The following is a 22,830-nucleotide window of genomic DNA, read 5'->3' on the forward strand; positions in this document are numbered from 1 at the left end:
GGCCCGCCTGACCGGACGGGCAGATCTCACGGCTCCTCCCGATGCCATACGCCTTGCAATAAACCTAACACTAATGATGGAGCCCGGGAATATAATGGATACTTTCCTTATCCTCGGGATCCAGTGATACACTTTGCGTACTGGTTTTACCCAGCCCCCATGCAAAGGCCAGCGGTAAAATAAACAGCGCCGCAAAGGTAGAAGCGATCAATCCTCCGATCACCGCACGTCCTAAAGGAGAAGACTGATCACCCGCTTCGCCCAGCCCGGAGGCCATCGGTATCATACCCACCACCATTGCCAGTGCCGTCATCAGGATCGGCCTCATACGCAGTGCTGCAGCTTCTCTTGCCGATTTCAGTGCATCCCCGTTATGCTTGCGGATCTGCTCGGCATTGGTGATCAAAAGTACAGCGTTTGAAATAGATACCCCTACAGACATGATCATCCCCATATACGACTGCAGGTTCAGCGTAGAACCGCATAGCATCAGCAACACCATTGACCCAAATAATACCGCCGGAACCGTAGCCAGTACAATGATCGATACTTTAAAGGATTGGAAGTTAGCCGCCAGCATCAAAAAGATCACCACAATGGCCACCAGCAGCCCGCTCTGCAAACTATCCAGTGTATCGGTAAGTGTTTCACTTAACCCGATCAGGTCCACATTCAAGCCGCGGGGAAGTTTACCCAGAGAATGAATCGCCGCTTGCACGTCCTTAGCCGCCGCGCCCAGGTCTTTATTATTCAAATTGGCAGTGACGGTTAGCATGGGCACCGATCCCAGGTTATCCGCCTCGCCGTAAGTGGTATCCGGTTTAATTGTGGCCACATCCCCCAGCAAAGGTCGGGCGCTATTGGGGCTAAGCGGTATCTCCCGGATATCATTCTGGCTTTGCATCTCGCTCTCCGGCACTTCCACCTGCACACTGTAGGTGAGGTTGGATTTCGTATCTACCCAGGTATTCTTTTCCGTTAAACGCGAAGAGGAAGTGGAGGCAATCAGTGAACGGGAAATGCTGCTCATATCCGTTCCCAGTTGTGCTGCCCGTATCCGGTCAATGTCAATTTTTAACGCCGGGTAATGAATCGACTGGCCGATCTGCACATCACGGAGATAATCGATCTTTTTTAGCTTATCGACCATCTGCGCTGCGTATTTTTCATTCAGCTTTTTATCCCTTCCCGAAAAACGTACTTCAATAGGTGTGGGCGAGCCCTGGCTTAAAATTTTATCCGTCAGCTCTATCGGCTCAAAGGATAACTTCATTTCGGGCGCTATTTCCGCAGCACGTTTCCGGATCTTATCCTTCAATTCATCCAGGTTTACTTTGTAATCTTCTTTAAGCGCTACCTGCAACACCGCCTCATGCGGTCCGGCCATCCAGAGAAATATGGGCGCGGTGGAAAATAACTGCGGGTGCATCCCCACAAAGGTGGAGGTGATCGACACATTCTTTTTACCCACCACATTATTGATCACATTCAAAAGATCAATCGCTTTTAATTCCGTTTTTTCAATGCGCGTACCGTCCGGCTCTCTTAAACGCACCTGGAATTGACGGCCATTTACCTTTGGCAACACATCCCGCCCAATAATACGCAGGAAGAAAACGGATGCCAGCCCGATGATCAAAATATATAGCGTTACGATGAGCTTGCGGTAGGGCATCATCCGGTCCAGGAAGCGCATATATCTTGCCCTAAATTTATCAAAACGGCTCATTTTTTCACCGGAATCAGCCCCCTTTAACAGCCGTTCTTTCTGCGACCAGGTATCTTCTTCTCCTTCTGCAAGACCCGCATTAGCATATTCTTCTTCCTCCGTCAGCTCCCTGCCGTCTTTGCCCTTGTGATGTTTGATCTTCATGATCCAGTTGGCCATTACCGGCACAAAGGTTTGTGCCAGGAAATAAGAGGCGATCATACTGAAACCGATCGCCAGCGCCAATGGCAGAAATAAAGAGCCTGGGATACCTCCCATGGTAAACGCCGGGGCAAACACGGCCAGAATGCAGAACAGGATCAGTAATTTGGGAAAAGCAATTTCCTTGCAGGCATCCCATATGGCAAGGGCTTTCGGCTTACCCATATCGAGGTGCTGGTGAATGTTTTCGATCGTCACCGTGCTTTCATCCACCAGGATACCGATTGCCAGGGCCAGTCCGCTCAGCGTCATAATATTAATGGTTTGACCAAACATATTCAGGAACAAAACGCCCGTAATGATGGAAGTGGGAATGGTAAGAATCACGATCAGCGCCCCACGCAGATCGCCCAGGAACAGCATTACCATTAAACCCGTTAATATCGCCCCGATAACGCCTTCGCTCATCAGGCTTTTTACCGAGTTCATTACATAGGAGGACTGATCAAACTCATAGCTCAGTTTTACATCTTCGGGCAACTGCGATTGTATTTTAGGCATCGTTTTTTTCAGGTTCTGCACTACTTCCCAGGTGGAGGCATCTGCGGCTTTCGCGATATTAATATAAACGGAACGCTTGCCATTTATAAGGGCATAACCAGCGCTCACGTCCGCGCCATCTTCAACGGTTGCCACATCCCGCAGATAAAGATTGGAAGCCTTACCATTTATAAACAACGGCATATTTTCAAAATCCTTTATCTGTTTGATGGTAGTATTGGCAGGCGTTACATAGTTTTTATCGCCGATGCGCACATTACCTGCCGGAGAAGGAAGGTTGTTGACGCGCAGCGCGCCTACCAACTGATCGGCCGTCATATTATGCGCGCGCAATAATTCCGGGTTTACTTTGATCACCACCGTTCGCACATTACCGCCAAATGGCACGGACCCCACCAGTCCCGGGATGGAGGTAAAAGAGGATCGCACATAAACATTGGCCATATCCAGCAACTGGTTATTGCTGCGTTTATCACTGCTCAATACCAATTGCCCCACGGGAAGAGTGGACACATCAAAACGAATAATAAATGGCGGATTGGACCCTTGCGGGAATATAGCCTGGATCCGGTTGGAAAACGCACTTACTTCTGCCGCCGCCTGGGCCATATTGGTACCCGGATAAAAATTGATCTTTATTAGTGTAAGACTCTGTATATTTTTTGTTTCAATACTTTTTACCCCGTTCACATACAACAGAATATTGATGTATTGTTTACCAAAAAAAGCCTCCATCTGCTCCGCCGTATAACCGCCAAAGGGGTGCGACAAATAAATGGCCGGCAGATCCAGTTTTGGGAAAATATCTACCTTAATGGAGTTCACCGCCTTCATCCCAAAGAAAAAAAGTGCAACAACCAACACCAGTATGGTAATGGGCTTTCTTAATGCAAAACGAATTAAATTCATCTGTATTTTCCTGTTTTAAAACAATTATTTCTGCTCTCTTCTATAAAATCTGAATTACAGTTATGTTCTCCCTCCCCATTCACAATTCACCACTGCCTATTCACTTCCTTTTAACGCAACTGCTCTTCAAATAAATTAAAATCACCCAGTGCGGCAGCCCGCAACAACAAAGCCTGCCATACGTTATTACTGGCAATATCCCTGTCCGTTTCCGCCCGTATCAACGTATAATTTGCCTGGGTAACGTCTACCATATTGGTAAGCCCGTTTCTATAGAGCACCGATTTTTGATGATAGGCGTCGGAAGCCGCTTTTACCTGCACCGGTGCTTCCTTAAAATTGGCCAGCGCATTGCTCATTTTGCTTTTTGAGGTTTGCAACTGTTGCTTTATGGCTACGTCCGCCAAATTATATTCTTCCTGCAATCCTTTGCTGATGAGGCGTTGCGCACTCACCTGTTTGGATAAACGTACCGGCTGCATGATGTTCCAGGTAACACCTACTCCAAATAAATAGTTGGTCCGGTTGGGGTTAATACCGCTCCAGTAATCAGTGGAAAAGCTGTTTTGATTGGAGGCATAATCGCTCTTAAAACCAGAAGCTCTTGATTGCAGCAGGCCCACCAATGAAAAGCCGGGGTAATACTGCGTTCTTATATACCGCGTTTGCTCATCGCTAACAGCAATACGACTTTTATAATATTGCAGCAACGGATGCAAAGTTGCTTCACTGGTGGTATCCAGGTATACGCCGGGCAAAGCGGATATAAAAGAAGTATCAATATCAAACTCATTATTATTGGTACCCATCAACTGCGCCAGAATATTTTTTTGTTCCTGCTCTTTATCTCTGGCATTGGTGAGCAATATACGGGCGCTGGAATATTCGGCGTTAGCGAGCGAAGAATCCACTCCCGCCACTAACCCGTTCTTTACACGCGCTATTACAAAGGTCCGGATCGAATCAGCCCGGTTCAGGTTTTTTTCGTAAGATCTAGCGATCTGTCTTCCCGCCACCAGGTTTAAATAGGCCGCAGCCACTTTTACTTTATGTTCAAATAATTCCTGCTCCAGATCCCTTGTATTGGTTTCCTGTGCCCGTTGCGCTACCTTCACCCGCTCTTTATACTTGCCAAACGCAAAGAATTCCCAGTTTACATTAGTGAGGTATAAAGCACCAAACGCGGCATTCCAGTTTTGAGTTGCAAGCGACGGGCCCGCTGAGGCAGCCGCCAGCCCGCCGAATCCGTACAACGGTCCGTTAGTTCCGTTAATGGTTCCATAATCCTGCTGCACCGCCAGGTTTACATTGGGTAGCTGTTCCCGTTTTGCTGCAGTCACCAGTTCCCCTGCGGCCCGCATGTAAGCTTTTTTTGCTTTAATTGAGGGATAATTAACAACGGCCGTCTGGATAGCATCCTTTAATGTTACGGTAGTTTGAGCTGCCGCTGTTACTGAAGCAAAAACAACTATAAGTAAAATCAATCTAAGCTGCATGGTAGGAACAAGAGTTATTTTAGGGATATGCAAACCAAAAAAATCTTTTTGAAGCAAATTTGAAGCTGCATAATTTAAGTTTTAATTTAAAAGTTCAGACATGGTCCCCGGGAAAAACCATCCGTTGAGCATCAGGCCGGGAAGGTATCGCATCCGTTGCCGCCAGATACTGATCATTAAAATAAACACAAAAAACATGACGGTCTTCCACGAAGGCATAGGAGACCCTGAAATTACATACTTCACAAATTTGTTTTACAATTGCCAGCCCAAGCCCCACACCTTCATTTTTTTGATTTCCTTTTTTAAACCGGCGAAAAATGTCTTTATGGGGTATGTCAACCGGCTGCCCCGTGTTGGTCATGCGAAAATAATCCGAAGTCAGTTCAATGTGGATCGATCCCCCCTCTTCATTGTACCGGATGGCATTACGCATCAGGTTGGCCACCAGGATATCCGCCAGAGTAGGGTTCGTTTTGATATATACTTTGCTGTCGACATTCCGGGTAATGGAAATATTTTTCAGATCTGCCCAATACTCGTAGGTCTGGATCACATTCTTTACCACTTTGCAGAACTTGACATCTTCGCCGGTATTGAACTCATGATTTTCGAGTCGCGCCAGCAATACCAGCGACTTGGTGATATTGGAAAGCTTGTTGATCTCCAGTTGCATCTGCTCAATCAATGCAGCCTGCTGACCGTTCAGTTCTGTTTGTGTCAGCAATTCATTTTTTGTGCGCAACACTGCCAGCGGAGTTTGTAATTCATGCGAAGCATTTTCACTAAACTCCCTCGCCGTTGCATATTCTTCCAGGATCCGGCTGGTCATTTTCTCAATAAAGCCATTCAGTTCATTGAACTCAGTTGTAGACGAACGTTCCAGCTCCAGTTTTTTCTTTTGACGTACATTAAAATGGCGGATCGCTTCCAGCGTTGATTTAAAGGGGCGAAACAGTGTTTTGGAAAAAATTCTTGCGGAAATAAAGACTGTTGCGGAAATAAGCAACATTTTCCAGAGCATGGCTATAAACATGCTACTGAAAAATTCATTGGGGTTAATGAAATAACTATGCGTTGTTATCTTATAATTTTTACCATTAACAGCGTGATAACTCGTCACAAACAAAGCCAGTTCTTTTTGATCCATCCCTTCCACCTTTTCCACCCGTTTGGTGATCTGCGGATTTTCCGGGGGAATAGCCCCGGCGTATGGGGCTACGACTACTTCCCGGTCTTTTAAAAATGCATCGGCCGGTTGTCCGCTGCGCAGCAGGCTTATGACATGATCGTTTACAGAACGCAGCCGTTTTATTTCAAAATCGGTTATTTTTCGCTTTATGCTGGAATGCGAAATAAAAATAGTAACCGGGGTTATCACCAGTATGATGCAAAGGAACCAGATGGATATTTTATTAATAAGCTTCATAATTTAAACCGGTACCCCAGGCCATACACCGTTTCTATATAGTCGTTGCCATTGGCTGCCGCTATTTTTTTCCGGAGATTTTTTATATGCTGATAAATAAAATCAAAATTGGCAAGGTTATCTGTGTAATCGCCCCAAAGATGCGTGGCAATGGCCTGGCGCGAAAGCACCCGCCCTTTGTTGACAACAAAATACAACAACAGGTCAAATTCTTTAGGCGTAATATCCAGTATTTGCGTATGCACCCGTGCTTCTATGGTGTCCGTATTCAGTTCTATTTCGTTGGCCAAAACAATATTGCTGCCATTCAGGTTGCTCCGGCGGTACATGGCGCGCAGGCGGGCATGCAATTCAGGCAGATGGAAGGGTTTGGTAATATAATCATCGGCGCCGCCTTCCAGTCCGTTGATCTTATCATCCAGCGCATTACGTGCAGAAATGATCAATACCTTGCTACCGATCCTTTCTCCTTTGATAAAGCGGAGCACTTCCAGGCCGTCGCCGTCAGGAAGCATCATATCCAATAAAATAAAATCATAGGTAAATACCGATAGCTTTTGCTGGGCTTCGTCAACACCAAAGGCACATTCACAAATAAAATGCTCTGTCTGCAAATATTCTTTAATACTTGCAGACAGAGCACAATTGTCTTCGATAATTAAGATCTTCATCTCCTGCAAAATTAATGTGCAGTTTTGAAGAAAAGTTGAAGCAGGTAAATCCCAGTATTCAGATATCAGTACTCAGTATTCAGCGTTTAGCTTTAAGCGTTCAGCATTCAGCATTTAACTATTTCGCCTTTGTAGCCACAATAATCCCCCTGAAATAGCCCAATGATTCCGCAATGCCCATAAAGGGGTTGTTCATAAAACGCTCGTACTCCAGGCTTACTTTGCCGGTGTACCCCACCTGGCGCAGCATTTTTACAAAAGCAGGGAAGTTAATAATGCCGCGGCCTACTTCTACGGAAGCGCCGTCTTTTGTTGGGGCGGTTACATCTTTTAAATGGATATCAAAAACGCGGGCCTTGTACTTTTTCAAATCAGCCACGGCGTCCTTGCCATTGCGCGTATCATGGCCAATATCCAGGCACATCCCCATGCGGGGGTCCAGGTCTTTCACATGATTCCATACATCATCTGCATCCTGATAAATCTTAATATCCGGCCCGTGCAGGTGAATAGCATACTTCATATCGTATTCCTTCACTTTTTTGTTTACATAAGGCAGCAGCTCATAATTAGGTACCCCAACGATCAGCTTTACTCCCACTCTTTTTGCATATTCAAACGCCCTGTCCACCTCCGCTTCTGATTTCATGTAAATAGGGCCTACACCATAACCTTCCACCCCTTTTGCTTTCAATTTTTGATGAAACGCCGCGATCTGCTCGTCTGTGCTGTTCAGCGGCAGATGAAAATCCTTTATACAGAGATAATGGATCTCTTCCCGTTGCATCGTTTCCAATGTAGTATCAATACCAAATTTTGCGAAGGTATAGCCCGCCATCCCCAGTTTAAACCGCTCACCGGTCTCGGGCGGCGGCGCCGTTGGAACTTTCTGCGCAAAACAATGATTCCAGCTCAAACCAGATACCAGTAAAAAACACAATGCAATCCGTTTCATATCCTTTAATTAGATTTTAGTGACGTTAAATTTATTAAAAAATCGGGTTGCTGCGCCTACCTTTTTATGATAACGTTTTCGTTACATCGAACCCCGGCCCTCAATTATAAACGGGAATTGGCCGCTATTGCTTTATGACCGATATTCGGCCAACAATTCTGGCATAATGATCCGTTATCTTTCAATAGCGCTCCGCGGCTGGCAGGAACACCGGAAAAGCAGGAAACTGCTTGCCGGATTTGCCCGCTGGAAAGCGCTCCTTCAGCAGGTGCCGGTGCCGAATGCTGTTACCGGCAAAAAAATATTGCTGATAAGGCTGGACGATATTGGCGACTATTTGCTGTTCCGTAACTTTTTACCCGCTTATTATCAGTTTGCAAAGCAACAGGGCTGCACCCTAACCTACCTGGGCAACAACGCCACCAAAAGTATCTTTAACCTGCTGGATGCCGCAAATGCTGATGCCACCATCTGGGTGAACAAAGCGCAATATCACAGCAGCGAAGACTATAGGATGAACCTATGGAAACAATTGCGCGCAGCAGGCTTTAGCCAGATAATCAATCCTTCCCGAACGCGCCCCTTATTATTAGATGATTTGTGCGCATTGGCTGCGGCAGCGCCTGAAAATACCGCCGCGGCCAACAGCTTCAGAACAAAGAAGCTGAACGAGGCATCGGATCAACAGTACCAACGTCTTTTTCCAAACCCTGAGCACTTGCACGAATTTGAATACAATAAAGCCTTTGCAGCCTGGTGCACCGGCACAACAATACCAATAAACAGACCCACTATTGCCGCTACCCCCTCCGAAGCACCTTTAAAACAACCTTATGTATTATGTTGCATCGGCGCGGCGCATAAAAGCCGGCGCTGGCCCCTGGCCCGGTGGGTCACCTTTATACAACAGGTAACAACAAGCGGTACAGTCCGGCCGGTACTTTGCGGAAGCAAAGCTGAAACCGCAGCAGCTGCAACGATAGCAGCGGCTACCGGCGCCCAGAATATAACCGGCTCCACCACCCTCCCCGAGATCATTAACTGGATGCAACACGCCGCCGTTGCAATTTGTAACGACAGTATGGCTGCGCACCTGGCCGTATCCTGTGGCACTCCGGCCATCATTGTATCCAACGGGAATAATTACCCACGCTTCACCACTTATGCCGAGACCGGGATCCCCAAGGTTTTTACCATTTATGCAAGACCTTTTTTAAAAGTGCTCGAAACCCGGGAACAGAAAATTTTTTGGCACTATACGCCGGTAACAAAAGATATGGATACAATTGACCCCGCGGCCGTTTTCGACCGCTTACAATCCCTGCTGGCCCAGGAATTTAGTTCCAAATTAACGTGATCATCATGCCGGATTAAGGATTTGCGGTACCAAATCATTGAAACGATGATACAGTAGGCTAGCCGAGACTAAAATTTGAATGGCCTAATAATTCTATTTTTTTTAATATGATTATATTTTGTATCTTTACGATGGTGTTTTTCATAGGTTAGCAACGCCCGCCTTTTCCAGGGCGGGCTTATTATTTCTCACTTTTTGCCCCTGTCAGTTTTCCTGTTTTTTTATTCTTTTATTGCGGCGATGATGACAAAAACAGTTAAAAAAAACTCGCTACCTTTAAGCAATGAAGCAACAAATTCTTGACGCCATTATCCTGGAATTGCAACAGTTGCTGAGCAGCTACCAGCAACGGATAGGTACATTAGAAACCAGTGCGGACGTAGATGCGGCAGCAACGACCGACCTGGACGAAAACTCCCAACAGGATGAAGCAGCAACAATGGGTAACCTGCTGCAACCACCCCAACAGGAGCTGGAAGATAGCATCGGCATTATTAAAACATTTGGAGCCATCCCATGCAGCCAATTTGCTTCCGGCGCCCTGATCGAAACCGATGCGCATTACCTTATTGTAGGCGCCTCCCTTCCTCCATTGAAAGTAAACGGCAAAAAAGTAGTAGGCATTACCCCCGAAGCCCCGGCTTATACAGCATTGGAGGGTAAAAAGAAAGGCGATGAACTTCACCTGGGCAATAAGGATTATTTGATTTTATCAGTGTCCTGATCTTGTCCCGGACGCAACGAATACCTGCTGTCCGGGATAGCTACTATTAGCAGATTCTTTGTACCTTCGGTCTATGGCAATTTTAAAATTCAGGGTATATTTTGAGGAGGACGACAGCATCTACAGGGATATAATAATAAAGCATATCCAGTCTTTTTTGGATTTCCACGAAACCATACTCAAAGCATTTGAGTTTGATAATAAACATCAGGCTACTTTTTTCAGAAGCAACGATCATTGGCAAAAAGGGCGTGAAATATCCCTGGAGGTTTATGCGGATCATTCGTACAAAATGGCACCGCTTTTAATGAAAGACACTTCCATCGGATCAGAAATAAAGAACACAAATCAGCGTTTTACCTATACGTACGATTTTCAAAAACACTGGGATTTTCTGATCGAGCTGATCAATGTTTCCAAAGATGGCGATGCCGGTACCGAATATCCAAAAATTACCCGCACGGAAGGCATCAGCCCCAAACAATACGGAACAAAAGGGCTATTGGGAGAAAAGTTTGCCGATATTGAAGAAAAATATGATCTCTCCAAAAGCGCCGAAGGCTTTGGCGAAAAGGGCGAAGACGGAGAAGATGTGAATTATGATGAGGGAGGGAGTGAATATGCTGACGAACAGGACCTCTAATGACAACGGGTAAAAAGCCGCTGCTGATCGTTATTGCGGGACCTACGGCCGTAGGCAAAACCGCAACGGCCATTGAGGCGGCAAACTATTTTAATACCGTTATTCTTTCGGCAGATAGCCGGCAATGTTATAAAGAACTGAATATTGGCGTAGCACGTCCCTCCGCTCAGGAGCTTAAGGCCGCGCCCCATTACTTTATTGCTTCACATAGTGTTCATGACACTATGAATGCTGCATTGTATGAAACATACGCACTCGGCTTGTTGCGGCAGCTTTTTGTACAACACCCCGTAATAGTGGCCGTTGGCGGAACGGGCTTATATCTAAAAGCATTACTGGAAGGCATGGACCCGATTCCCCCCATACCGGAAACAATCAGGCAAACGATCGTTGCCGCCTACAATACCAAAGGCATTGACTGGCTGAAGGCGGAGCTTGAAAAAAAAGATCCGTTGTTTTTTGCCAAAGGCGAAATGCAGAACCCGCAGCGCATGATGCGCGCCCTTGAAATTATGGAGGGCACCGGCCAATCGATACTCGAATATCAGAAAAAAAATAAAAAGGCGCGGTTCTTTGATGCGCTTTGCATTGGCTTAGAATTGCCGCGCGCTGTTCTTTACGAGCGCATCAATGAACGGGTGTTAGCTATGATGAACGAGGGCCTTGAAAAAGAGGCCAAAAGCCTGTTGCCCCTCAGAACGGTTAATGCCCTCCAAACCGTGGGCTACCAGGAGTTATTTCAATACTTCGACGGGATGCTCACCCAGACGGCCGCTGTAGCACTCATTCAGCAAAATACCAGGCATTATGCCAAACGGCAACTGACCTGGTTTAAGAAACAGCAGGACTTATACTGGCTGAACGCCGCCCGGCCTCAAATAGTACCGCTTATACTTTCTGCGATAAAAGAAAAAGAAAAAAACTAACCGTCCGCCAACTTTATTGGCAGCAGATTGTTTCTGATTATTCCCCGAAAGCAGGGTACAATTAAAAAAAATTAATACCAGTTAGTTCGTTTTTTACCGAACTAACCATAGCTTTGCGGCTGTTATTTATACAACATGACTTCAACAGCAAAAAAAGAACTCTACCAGGATATGGTAACCTTTTATGGTGATCTGTACCGCCTGCCCCCTTTAAACGCGAAAGTATATGTATATATGATGTTCGATCCCGGCGGCGCGGGATATACTTTTGATGCATTGCTGTTAAAATTTAATGTGAGTAAAAGTTCACTGTCTAACGCCTTGCAAATGCTCTTACAGAACCGGTTCATCGAATACATCACCCCGATCGATTCGCGTAAGCGGCAGTACCGCATCAACCCACAGTATATGGGCATCCGGTTTGGCAACATCCTTAATAAACTGAAAAAGGAAAAAGAATTAATGGCACGCATGGCCCAGTGCTATAAAAAAGACAAAGCGCCCAATGCCCCTTTTATTAAATCGTTGGATCAGTACGGTGAAATACTAAGTAAGCATATCAAAACCATTGACAGTACGATAAAAAATTTACAGAAAAAAAATTGAAATCTGGATTTATGAATATAAAACTACAAGTAATCGCAAGCTGCATTCCCGCATTGATCCTGCTGGCCTGCGGAGGAAAACAACAGGCGCCTAACCCAAACGCCGCACGCCCTTACCCGGTTATTGCCGTACCGGTAAAATCGGTAACCGGCTATTATACGTTCCCGGCCAGCATACAGGGTCGCGTAAACAATGACGTGCGCGCAAAAATTTCCGGTTATATAAAACAGGTGTTGGTTGACGAGGGGCAGCCCGTGCACAAAGGGCAGGTGTTATTTCGCCTGGAAACCAACACGCTTTCGGAAACGGCCGCCGCCGCCAAAAGCGGTGTGGGCGCGGCCCAAGCCAATATCAGCGCTGCTGAAGCTGCTGTAAATGCAGCGCAGGTTGACGTAGACAGACTGGTGCCATTGGTTGAAAAAAAGATCATCAGTAATGTACAACTGGAAACGGCCAAAGCGCAATTACGTTCGGCACAAAGCCAGTTGCAGCAGGCCAAAGCAAGCCGTAACCAGGCCCAGGCCAATTATCTCAGCGCCGCAGCCAACGTTGATTACTCGGTGATCCGGAGCCCGATCAATGGTATTGTAGGCAAGTTGCCGCTACGGGTCGGCAGCCTGGTAGGGCCAACAGACCCAACCCCGATAACAACTGTTTCGGATGTAAGCGAGATCTACGCTTATTTTTCAATGAATGAAAAAGAATACCTCGACTTTTTAAAACAAACCCCGGGGAGCACCGTAGCAGAAAAACTTAAAAACATTCCGCCGGTTTCCCTCCAATTGGCCAACGGTCATCTCTATGAGCAAAAAGGAGCCGTAAAAGCAGTTACCGGCCAGATTGATCCCCAAACAGGAACTATTCTTTTCCGCGTATCCTTTCCCAACCAGGGGCACCTGCTCGCCAATGGCAACAGTGGCACGGTAATGATCCCCAAACCCTACAACAACGTATTGGCGGTTCCGGAAGCGGCCACCTTTGAGCAACAAGGCATGGTATATGTTTATAAAGTGGACAAAGACACCATAAGCTCGGTGCCGGTGGGCGTTTTAGACCGTATTGACAACATGGCCCTGCTGGGCGGTGGTATAAAACAGGGCGATACTATTATCGCCTCCGGCGTGGGCAGCCTCAGAAACGGCGCGGCTATTATTCCGCGTCCCGCAAATTTCGACAGTATCATAAAAGCCATTAAACCTGTATTCTAAGCATCATGATTAAAACATTCATCAACCGGCCCATACTCTCCACGGTAATCTCCATTATCCTGGTGTTATTGGGAATACTGGGAATCATTTCCCTGCCGGTAACACAATACCCCGACATCGCTCCGCCAACGGTAAACGTCAGAGCAACCTATACCGGGGCCAATGCACAAACCGTACAGAAAAGCGTAATTATTCCGATCGAAGAGCAGGTGAACGGGGTGGAAGGAATGGATTATATTACTTCCACTGCGGGCAATGACGGTAGCGCTACTATCAACGTTTTCTTTAAGCAGGGTATCGATCCCGATATCGCCGCGGTAAACGTACAGAACCGCGTAGCTCGTGCCGCGCCGCTGTTGCCTTCCGAAGTAACCAGGGCAGGTGTGGTAACACAAAAACAGCAGACCAGCGCCCTTATGTTTCTTACCTATTATTCAACCAATAAAAACCTGAATGATGTATTCCTTCAGAACTATCTTGATATTAATGTAATCCCCGGTATCAAGCGGATCTTTGGTGTGGGTGATGCACAGGTATTCGGTGGGAAGACCTACGCCATGCGTGTTTGGCTCGATCCGCAAAAACTGGCCTCCTATGGCATCGTGCCTGCAGATGTGGTGAGCGCTATTAACAGCCAGAGCCTTGAAGCCGCAGCCGGCTCCCTGGGGCAGAATGCCGGTGGTTCGTTTGAATATGTGATCACCTATAAAGGAAAGTTCAACGAGGAAAGCCAGTATGAAAACATCATCATAAAATCGCTGGGGCAGGGCCAGTTCCTGCGCCTGAAAGATGTAGCTTCCATTAAACTGGATGCATTGGCTTATTCGGGCGTTGGGGAAAGCTCCGGCTACCCGGGCATCAGTATGGGTATCTTTCAAACACCGGGATCGAATGCACAACAGATTATCATCGACATAAAAAAATACCTGAAAGAAGCGGAAAAATCATTACCCAAAGGGATCAGCTATGTGATCAACTATGATACGAATGAGTTCCTAGAAGCTTCAATCGATAAAGTAATCCACACACTTGTGGAAGCCTTTGTACTGGTATTCATTGTGGTGTTCATCTTTTTGCAGGATTTCCGTTCAACTTTAATTCCGGCCATTGCCGTTCCGGTATCCATCATAGGCACCTTTTTCTTTCTTAACCTGATGGGCTTTTCATTAAATCTTTTAACGCTCTTCGCATTGGTGTTAGCCATCGGAATTGTGGTAGATGACGCCATCGTAGTAGTAGAAGCCGTCCATGCAAAAATGGACCATGGGGAAAAAGATCCCAAAAAGGCCACTATGGATGCCATGCACGAGATTACCGGCGCCATTATTTCAATAACCCTTGTAATGGCCGCCGTATTCATTCCCGTTACCTTTATCAAGGGACCAACAGGTGTGTTTTATAAACAGTTTGGGATTACGCTGATCGTGGCTATTCTCATTTCAGCAGTGAATGCGTTATCGCTGAGCCCGGCGCTTTGTGCCTTGCTGTTACGACCGCATGACGAAGCGCATGAACATAAAAAGAAAAATTTCGCCCGTCGTTTTTTTGATGGTTTTAATGTTGCGTTTAACACTATGACCAAACGCTATGGGAAAGCCTTCATCTTCCTTATCCGTCATAAGTGGGTAACATTAATTATCCTGGCAGCTTCAATGGGATTGATCTTTTTCATCAGCAAAAAAACGCCTACGGGATTTGTGCCGGCGGAAGACAGGGGGATCATCTTTGCAAACGTAGAGCTTCCTCCCAGTGCCTCTATGGACCGCACCTACCAGGCGATGAAAGAACTGACGCAAAAAGCTTCCAAAATACCGGGAATCGAAGGCGTTACCTTTAGCACCGGGCGCAGCCTCATATCCGGGGCAGGAAGTAATTTTGGCCTGGCTTTCGTTAAGCTAAAACCCTTTGCGGAAAGAAATGATGCAAAAGATCAGTCGGTAGACGTTATTACAAAAAAACTTTTCGGAGTAGGCGCCAGCATACCAGACTCAAAAATGATCTTCTTTAGCCCGCCAAGTGTGCCCGGTTTTGGTAACAGCGCCGGTTTCCAGTTTTCCCTGTTGGGCAAAGGCGGACAACCGATTTCTGAACTGGATGGAACGGCACAACGTTTTATCGGCGAACTGATGAAACGTCCTGAAGTACAGTATGCGCAAACTTCTTTTAACACCCGGTACCCACAATATGAAATGGTGATCAATGTGCCCAAGGCCAGCGAAGCCGGTGTTTCTGTAAGCAGCCTGCTTTCTACCATGCAGGGATATATCGGAGGAATTTATGCGGCCGACTTTGCAAAATATGGTAAACAATACCGCGTAATGGTGCAGTCCCTGCCCGGGAGCAGGATAAACCCCGGCGACCTGAATTCATTTTTTGTAAGAACAGGAAGCGGGCAGATGGCGCCGGTATCACAGTTTTTAACCCTGGAACGATCGTACGGTCCGCAGTTTGTAACCCGTTTCAACCTGTTTTCGTCTGTTGACATTACGGGGGCATCTAACCCCGGCTTCAGCACAGGGGACGCCATTAAAGCCGTGCAGCAGGTGGCGCAAAGCACGCTATCCACCAGTTACGGGATCGACTATTCCGGATTGACGCGGGAGGAGATCAATTCCGGGTCGCAAACCCTTATCATCTTTGCATTAAGCCTGGTGTTTGTTTATTTTATCCTTAGTGCGCAATACGAAAGTTATATCATTCCGCTCTCCGTTATCATATCGCTCCCCATGGGGGTAATGGGCGCTTATTTCGGGCAATGGCTTTTCGGTTTGGAAAATAATATCTATTTCCAGATCGCATTGATCATGCTGGTGGGGTTGCTCGCAAAAAATGCGATCCTTATTGTTGAGTTCGGCGTACAACGCAGGCAAAAAGGCGAAAGCATTGCCATGGCGGCGATCAATGCGGCCAAAGCCCGTTTGCGCCCCATTCTTATGACTTCCTTTGCCTTCATCGCCGGTATGATGCCCCTGGTTTACGCCACCGGCATCGGATCCATCGGTAACCGGTCCATCGCAACGGGTGCGGCTTCGGGTCTTTTAATAGGCACCATTCTGGGATTATTGGTAATTCCCGTGCTCTTCGTATTGTTCCAATGGTTACAGGAGAAAATAAAACCTCTAAAATTTGAGAAAAACTTTGATCATGAAATTTGATAGTTATACAAAAAAAACGGGGCGTTTGAAGTTAATTCCGGTTATCGGAATGGTGGTGGCGCTGCAGGCCTGTTTTGTTGCAAAACCCTACCAGCAGCCCAAAGCATTGGAAAACGACGCCCGGTATCGCACAGACCAGTTAACAACGGACACTACTACCCTGGCAAGCGTTTCATGGAAAGAACTGTTTACCGATGAAAAGCTCAGGGGTTATATTAACCAGGCGCTGGACCAGAACCTCGATATTCGTAACGCCATCCAGCAAATTACCGCGGCAGAAGCTTATCTGAAGCAGGGAAAAGCTGGCTTTTTCCCCACGCTTTCTGCCGGCCCTTCTTACAACCTGTCCAGCAATTCGCTCAATACCCAACTGGGGCAATTATCCGGGGGTAAGCGCCTGTTTTTAGACCAATACACGCTTTCCGGCACGCTTAACTGGGAGGCCGATATCTGGGGCAAGATCAAAAGCAACAAAGATGCAGCGCTGGCAAGCCTGCTGCAGTCAAAAGCAGCGCATCAGGCAGTAAAATCAACCCTGATCGCCGCCATTGCCGATACGTATTACCAACTGCTGGCGCTCGATGAACAAAAAAAGGTAACGGAAGAAACAGTGACGTATCGCGCAAGTTACCTGGAAACCACAAAGGCATTGCAACAGGCAGGAACGGTTACAGCCGTTGCGGTGCGCCAAAGCGAGGCACTGTTGCTCAATTCAAAAGGTATCCTGGTGAACCTGGACAAGAGTATCAAACTGCTGGAAAACTATTTCTGCACCCTGCTCAGCATTCCGCCGCAGCCGATCGACAGGAATACGCTCGACCAGCAGCAGATCACCTCATCATTGGCTATTGGAGTACCGGTTCAACTGCTCGCCAACCGGCCCGATGTAAAAGCTGCTGAATTTTCCTATATGAGTGCTTTTTATTCGACCAATGCAGCAAAGGCCGCTTTCTATCCGTCATTGACGATCAGCGCTACCGGCGGACTACAAAGCGTTGTGTTCGACAGGCTGTTTAGCGCCAGTTCTCTTTTTACCTCGCTAACCGGTTCATTGTTACAGCCGGTCCTTAACAAACGCCAGATCCGCACGCAATACGAAGTGACCCGGGCCAACCAGCAGATCGCTTATAATAATTATAAGAAAACGATCCTCAACGCAAGTAAAGATGTATCGGACGCCCTGTTTACGTACGATGCACAGGCAAAACTGATGGACCTGAAGCAACAGGAATTCCGGCAATATGATACGGCTTCCAAATACTCCCAGGAATTGGTCAATAACGGTTTAGGGAATTATCTGGATGTGATCACTGCAATGACAAACGAATTGCAGGCGGAGCTCAATTATGTTGACGCCAAATATGGCCGTTTGAATGCCATTGTGCAGCTTTACGAAGCATTGGGAGGAGGATGGAAATAATGAGGCCTCATTCAAATTTCGCTACCATCCTGCCTGACGGCAGCCAGGCAGGCGTATGAAAGGCATCTTATTAAGGCAGCGAAGGCTTCTCATTTGCACTGCCAGCGACATACATTTTAAAGTTATGAAGACCAATCACTAATGTCATCGTCGTTTCGACGAATCCGCTTAGAGCGGAGGGTTCAAATCCGATAGCTATCGGATGATGCGTTAAAATGATGGCTAGCTCAGGCGAAATTTGAATTACCTCAATAGTTTGAGTTCTTTCGGGTTTAACTATATTTACGTCCTCAAAACATACTTACGCATGACAGAACAAGAAGATCCGTCAATTTCTCAAAATAATGAGACCGATCCGGTTTTTGACCAGCAATTTAGCAACATCAGCCGGTGGGTGCGCCTGATCACCACCATCGGGTTCGGTATCGGCGCTTTTATTGTTGTAGGAATGCTGTTTAACGGGGCTGCTATCTTCCGTGAAATGGAGGCCGCTGCACCTGTAAGGATGACGGGAATGTATGGCGCGCTTGTTACGGGCTTTTTAATTATCTTTTTTATTGCAGCGGCTGTTTTATACTTTTTATACAAGGCGGCTACTTCCTTAAAAACAGGAGTGCTTCAAAAAGACACCGCTTTGATAAGTGAGGCATTCGTGAACCTCAACCGTTTTTTTATCGTTATGGCGATCTTTTCCACGATCAGTCTTTTAGTAAATCTTTTAACACTATTCTCATGAATACGGGTCAGGAGCTGCATGACAATATACCGTCCGAAATACCGTTGGACTTTTATACCAAAAGCAAAATTATCACTACTTCAAAAACAGCGGGCGTGGCTGCTTTATTGTCGATTGCCGGAACATTGGTAAGCGTTGCGGCTTTTTTTCTGAAATCTACAGCCGCTCCGCAGCCGGCTAAAGAGGGGTTTAATGACAGTACAGCCAAACTTGCAGCCACCGGCAACATTTTTATGTTGCTCCTTTCACTTATTATAAGCGGGTTACTTTTTTATACACTGTTCACTTTTTCGCGGTATGCAAAAAAAGGAATAGAGCAGGACAACCGCACCCTGTTGATCAGGGGGCTTATTGCATTGGGGGCTTATTTCAGGATCGTGGCCATCCTGGCGATTTCCTTTCTGGGGCTTTTGCTGATGGTGATCCTGATGACAAGAATGGGCGGCGCCATAGGCTGATCAGGTCTGTCGTTTGGCATTTATCCCCAGTATCCTGCCGGCTGTGCGTGGCTTGCAGCCGCGCACTTTTATTTTGTCGCCTGCGGCGACCTATTTCTACAATAGCAAAAACACCCACACAAAGGGAATCGCCACCAGCAGCGAATCAAACCGGTCCAAAAAACCGCCATGCCCTGGCATAATATGTCCGCTGTCCTTTACGCCTGCCATACGTTTGATCTTTGATTCCAGCAGATCGCCCGCTGTTCCCGCAATAGCCGCAATAACCGCAATACCCAACAGTACCGGCCATTGAAACCAATATTGCAATATAAACGTGATGGCGGCCACGCAAAGCAGCATACCGCCGATGGTCCCCTCCAGTGTTTTTTTTGGTGATATTTTAGAGAAAGGAGTTTTCCCGATCATAGAACCCACCAGGTAAGCACAGGTATCATTGATCCAGATCGCTACGATTAACAAAACAGGGATAAAAAATCCGGAAGCTGATTGTGCAGTATCTTTCATTATTGGAATAGCGGTGGAATAGCGCAGTTGCAATAACAATCCCCAGCTTAAGGAAATATAGATAAGGCCAAAGGCGGCGACACCCGTTGCCTTCAGATGCACCCGTTGTTTAAAAATACCGGCAGCCAGCAACACCAACCCTGCAATCAAAAAAGGCAACGAAAAACTATTTACGATATTGTATCCCTGCACCTGCAGGCGATTACAGAAGAATAAAAGCATATGAAACCCGGTTAAACAAAATCCGAATTTGATATAAGGATGAAACGGAACTTTATATATTTGTTCCACCAGTTTTAGATACTCCCACCAGCATCCAAAATGAATGACCGCTATCAACAGGAAAAAACTCCATTCATTATACAGGAGTCCGCCCATCATCACGGCAACAAAAATAAGTGCGGTAAATGCTCTTGTCCAGAAGGTTTTCCAGTTAAATGCCATCAGTCAGGGTTTGTTGTGTTTTCTTTTTCAGCAAAATAAAAAGCAGCACCACCACAGGAACAGCAAGCAACCCCAGGTAACTCCCGCCGCGGTCACTCATGGCACCGATCACTGATTTTCCCGCATGTACCTGTGTGTACAATACAATCATTGCCAAGGCGTTATTTATAAAATGCGCCAGGATGTTCAGCCAGATATTGCCGGTAAATTGATATAACAGCCCGAGGATTATCCCTAAAGCAAACCGGGAAAGAAAACCGTATCCGGACAGATGCACCACGCTGAAAATAAGGCTGACCACAATAACAGGGAACCAAAGATTCTTTTTGCTGCGGTACAAAAAATTTTGCAATCCGCCTCTAAAGAATGTTTCTTCACAAACAGCGGGGACCAGGGCCAGCACCAGGATGGAGATGAGCAGATCCGGTATATTCTTAAAACTGACCAGGCCGGCCGCCTGCACCGCGTATTGGCTTTCCCATTTATCAAAAAGCGTTATAATATTTTGGGGCAGCGGCAGTTGGTAGCTTAGATACCCCAATCCGCTGCTGACGCCCAGGCCTGCGAAAATGATCAAAACGGAGAATATAAGCTGCCGGCCAGTAGACTTCTCTTCAAATCCCATCATTCTCAATGGCTTACGACTCAAAAAAGCAGCCGTGGCTACAGCCGGAACAAAAAAACCAAAAACAGCAGTGATCGTTTGCACCAACTGCATTTGCCTGAGATATGCAGGGTTGCCGATTGCATCAGCCAGCTCCAGAAAGTTTCGGCCCGTGCTCAGGGACCAGGCAATACCTCCTAAAAGGCCACCCAAAATCATCCCGCCAACCCCAAAAGCAATCAGCATAAAAAAGCCTGCGGAATAGGTAATGGGTTTCCTGTACGGATCTTCAGCTATCATCATAAAAATAAATTGTACCTTCGCACCCCGATGGTGATCGGGGCAAAAATAGCAGTTTTCTGCAACTTGGGACCCGGAACCGGTAACCCGAAACCCTGATAATGATCAAAATAGGCAACATAACATTACCCGATTTCCCGTTACTCCTGGCGCCCATGGAGGACGTAAGCGATCCGCCATTCCGCGCTGTATGTAAGGATAACGGAGCCGATTTAATGTATACGGAGTTCATCAGCAGTGAAGGACTGATCCGCGATGCGATCAAAAGCCGCCGGAAACTGGACATATTCGATTATGAACGGCCTGTGGGCATCCAGATCTTCGGTGGCGACGAGGAAAGCCTTTCGCTGGCGGCAAAGATCGTGGACGTAACCCAACCCGACCTGCTGGATATTAACTTCGGCTGCCCGGTAAAAAAAGTAGCATTAAAAGGAGCCGGAGCCGGCGTGTTAAAAGATGTAGACCTTATGGTACGCCTGACCGAGGCCGTTGTAAAATCAACAACGCTGCCGGTGACTGTAAAAACCAGACTGGGCTGGGATGAAAATACGCTGAATATAGAAGAAGTAGCAGAAAGGCTACAGGATGTGGGCATAAAAGCATTGGCGATCCATGGGCGCACCCGCTGCCAGATGTATAAAGGTGAAGCCGACTGGGCCCTTATTGGAAAAGTAAAGAATAACCCCCGTATCAATATCCCCATTTTTGGCAATGGCGATATCGACAGTCCGCAAAAAGCACTGGAATATAAGAATCGCTACGGCGTGGATGGTATTATGATTGGCAGGGCTGCTATTGGCTATCCCTGGATCTTCCGTGAAATAAAGCACTTTATGAAAACAGGCGAAACGCTGGCCCCGCCTACTGTTGAAGAACGAGTGAGCGTGGTGCGCAAGCATCTGCAGAAAAGTGTGGAATGGAAAGGACCCATTGTGGGCATCAATGAAATGCGCCGCCATTATGCCAACTATCTAAAAGGGCTGCCGAATATCAAAGAGTACCGGAGCAAGCTCGTACGTCTTTCGGAAGAAAACGCCATTCGCGAAGTATTGGACGAAATCATTGAAAAATATTCCGCTTTTGAGATTGAAGCCGCACCTATTGAACTGGTAAATTATCACGAAAACTGCCCGGTGAACTGATCCCTCCAAACAGGCCTCATTTTAAAATGGTTATCTTTACAGGAACCATGAATCGCATTACAATGGATCCGGAAAATAAATTAGAAGAACCCATTGTCCCGTACGGACCAATCACCTCCTTAGATCAGCTCAACTTAGCCAAACGCTACTCCTATGCCGATTATTTCCAATGGAAATTTCAGGAGCGGGTGGAACTCTTAAGAGGCTGGATCTACAAAATGGGTCCCGCACCAAGTCCCAGGCATTAATCAGTGTCTATTTCTCTCTCAAGCGTTTTTTATAATTTTTTCAAAGAGAAACCCTGTAGCGTTTTTTCCGCCCCTTTTGACGTACACCTGCCCGATTCAAAAAAACGAAAGAACGATGCGGCGGTTTTTACAGTAGTACAACCGGATATTTGCGTGGTTTGTGATGCCGGAAAAATTGATGACCGCGGTTGTATTGGAGCGCCTGACCTTGTAATAGAAATTCTTTTACCAGGCAATCCCCAAAAAGAAATGGGAATAAAATTTGACCTGTATGAAGAAAGCGGCGTAAAAGAATATTGGCTGGTGGAGCCGCAGGACAGGGTTATTCTTGTATACCTGTTAAAAGACGGCAAATACTCCGGGTTAAAACCGTTTACAGAAAACGATGAAATCAACCCCTCCCTGTTCCCGGATCTGAAATTTAAAGTGAGCGAAGTATTTAAGTAAATTGTTCCTGATTG

General features: G+C 46.6%; 20 protein-coding genes. 13 read left to right on the forward strand and 7 right to left on the reverse strand.

Annotation, left to right across the window (positions count from 1 at the left end; all coding sequences use genetic code 11):
- Positions 1-70 precede the first annotated feature (70 nt).
- The 5 genes from NIASO_RS11925 to NIASO_RS11945 form a co-directional block, all read right to left on the reverse strand.
- A complete protein-coding gene (locus tag NIASO_RS11925) occupies positions 71-3,340 on the reverse strand; it encodes an efflux RND transporter permease subunit (protein WP_008586102.1) in 3,270 nt (1,089 codons plus the stop codon).
- Positions 3,341-3,450: 110 nt separating this feature from the next.
- Complete coding sequence (locus NIASO_RS11930) at positions 3,451-4,836, reverse strand: TolC family protein (protein ID WP_025298915.1); 1,386 nt, start codon at positions 4,834-4,836, stop codon at positions 3,451-3,453.
- A gap of 94 nt (positions 4,837-4,930) precedes the next feature.
- Positions 4,931-6,265 carry a sensor histidine kinase gene (locus NIASO_RS11935; protein ID WP_008586106.1) on the reverse strand — a complete coding sequence of 445 codons (1,335 nt, stop codon included), beginning with the start codon at positions 6,263-6,265 and terminating at the stop codon, positions 4,931-4,933.
- The gene (locus tag NIASO_RS11940; protein WP_008586108.1) at positions 6,262-6,936 is read right to left on the reverse strand and encodes a response regulator transcription factor; all 675 of its coding nucleotides are present in this window, start codon (positions 6,934-6,936) and stop codon (positions 6,262-6,264) included. Before NIASO_RS11940 ends, NIASO_RS11935 begins: the two co-directional genes overlap by 4 nt.
- A 118-nt stretch (positions 6,937-7,054) precedes the next feature.
- On the reverse strand, positions 7,055-7,891 hold the full coding sequence (locus NIASO_RS11945) for a sugar phosphate isomerase/epimerase family protein (protein ID WP_008586111.1): 837 nt from the start codon (positions 7,889-7,891) through the stop codon (positions 7,055-7,057).
- A gap of 166 nt (positions 7,892-8,057) precedes the next feature.
- Between NIASO_RS11945 and NIASO_RS11950 the strand changes: the two genes are divergently transcribed.
- The 10 genes from NIASO_RS11950 to NIASO_RS11995 all read left to right on the forward strand — a co-directional run bounded on the left by NIASO_RS11950 (position 8,058) and on the right by NIASO_RS11995 (position 19,124).
- Entirely contained in the window at positions 8,058-9,248 is a 1,191-nt protein-coding gene (locus tag NIASO_RS11950; RefSeq protein WP_008586113.1) for a glycosyltransferase family 9 protein, read from the forward strand.
- Positions 9,249-9,531: 283 nt separating this feature from the next.
- Complete coding sequence (locus tag NIASO_RS11955) at positions 9,532-9,972, forward strand: hypothetical protein (protein ID WP_008586118.1); 441 nt, start codon at positions 9,532-9,534, stop codon at positions 9,970-9,972.
- Positions 9,973-10,045: 73 nt separating this feature from the next.
- Entirely contained in the window at positions 10,046-10,615 is a 570-nt protein-coding gene (locus tag NIASO_RS11960; protein ID WP_008586119.1) for an IS1096 element passenger TnpR family protein, read from the forward strand.
- Positions 10,615-11,541: a tRNA (adenosine(37)-N6)-dimethylallyltransferase MiaA gene (gene miaA / locus NIASO_RS11965; protein WP_008586120.1), complete on the forward strand. Its 927-nt coding sequence runs from the start codon at positions 10,615-10,617 to the stop codon at positions 11,539-11,541. Before NIASO_RS11960 ends, miaA begins: the two co-directional genes overlap by 1 nt.
- A 135-nt stretch (positions 11,542-11,676) precedes the next feature.
- Positions 11,677-12,147 carry a hypothetical protein gene (locus NIASO_RS11970; RefSeq protein WP_025298916.1) on the forward strand — a complete coding sequence of 157 codons (471 nt, stop codon included), beginning with the start codon at positions 11,677-11,679 and terminating at the stop codon, positions 12,145-12,147.
- Positions 12,148-12,158: 11 nt separating this feature from the next.
- Positions 12,159-13,355, forward strand: a complete 1,197-nt coding sequence (locus NIASO_RS11975) for an efflux RND transporter periplasmic adaptor subunit (RefSeq protein ID WP_008586122.1) — start codon at positions 12,159-12,161, stop codon at positions 13,353-13,355.
- Positions 13,356-13,360: 5 nt separating this feature from the next.
- Entirely contained in the window at positions 13,361-16,510 is a 3,150-nt protein-coding gene (locus NIASO_RS11980) for an efflux RND transporter permease subunit (protein ID WP_008586124.1), read from the forward strand.
- Complete coding sequence (locus tag NIASO_RS11985) at positions 16,500-17,930, forward strand: efflux transporter outer membrane subunit (protein ID WP_008586126.1); 1,431 nt, start codon at positions 16,500-16,502, stop codon at positions 17,928-17,930. The genes NIASO_RS11980 and NIASO_RS11985 overlap by 11 nt, the downstream gene beginning before the upstream one ends.
- A 307-nt stretch (positions 17,931-18,237) precedes the next feature.
- The gene (locus tag NIASO_RS11990; RefSeq protein WP_008586128.1) at positions 18,238-18,666 is read left to right on the forward strand and encodes a hypothetical protein; all 429 of its coding nucleotides are present in this window, start codon (positions 18,238-18,240) and stop codon (positions 18,664-18,666) included.
- Positions 18,663-19,124: a hypothetical protein gene (locus tag NIASO_RS11995; protein ID WP_008586130.1), complete on the forward strand. Its 462-nt coding sequence runs from the start codon at positions 18,663-18,665 to the stop codon at positions 19,122-19,124. The genes NIASO_RS11990 and NIASO_RS11995 overlap by 4 nt, the downstream gene beginning before the upstream one ends.
- Positions 19,125-19,220: 96 nt before the next feature.
- Here the strand turns inward: NIASO_RS11995 and NIASO_RS12000 are convergent, their stop codons facing one another.
- Both NIASO_RS12000 and NIASO_RS12005 read right to left on the reverse strand, forming a co-directional pair.
- Complete coding sequence (locus NIASO_RS12000; RefSeq protein ID WP_008586131.1) at positions 19,221-20,075, reverse strand: phosphatidate cytidylyltransferase; 855 nt, start codon at positions 20,073-20,075, stop codon at positions 19,221-19,223.
- A complete protein-coding gene (locus tag NIASO_RS12005) occupies positions 20,065-20,982 on the reverse strand; it encodes a CPBP family intramembrane glutamic endopeptidase (RefSeq protein ID WP_008586133.1) in 918 nt (305 codons plus the stop codon). The genes NIASO_RS12000 and NIASO_RS12005 overlap by 11 nt, the downstream gene beginning before the upstream one ends.
- Positions 20,983-21,080: 98 nt before the next feature.
- Here NIASO_RS12005 and dusB point away from each other — a divergent pair, with 98 nt between their 5' ends.
- From dusB to NIASO_RS12015, 3 genes are read left to right on the forward strand one after another with little or no spacing between them, the layout of a single operon-like run.
- Positions 21,081-22,121: a tRNA dihydrouridine synthase DusB gene (dusB, locus tag NIASO_RS12010; RefSeq protein WP_008586135.1), complete on the forward strand. Its 1,041-nt coding sequence runs from the start codon at positions 21,081-21,083 to the stop codon at positions 22,119-22,121.
- A 26-nt stretch (positions 22,122-22,147) separates the two neighbouring features.
- Positions 22,148-22,369, forward strand: a complete 222-nt coding sequence (locus tag NIASO_RS20435; protein ID WP_084568282.1) for a hypothetical protein — start codon at positions 22,148-22,150, stop codon at positions 22,367-22,369.
- Positions 22,370-22,372: 3 nt separating this feature from the next.
- Positions 22,373-22,816: a Uma2 family endonuclease gene (locus NIASO_RS12015; protein WP_008586138.1), complete on the forward strand. Its 444-nt coding sequence runs from the start codon at positions 22,373-22,375 to the stop codon at positions 22,814-22,816.
- The last annotated feature ends 14 nt before the right edge of the window (positions 22,817-22,830 follow it).

The organism is Niabella soli DSM 19437 (assembly GCF_000243115.2).
In the GTDB taxonomy this organism is placed as follows: Bacteria; Bacteroidota; Bacteroidia; order Chitinophagales; family Chitinophagaceae; genus Niabella; species Niabella soli.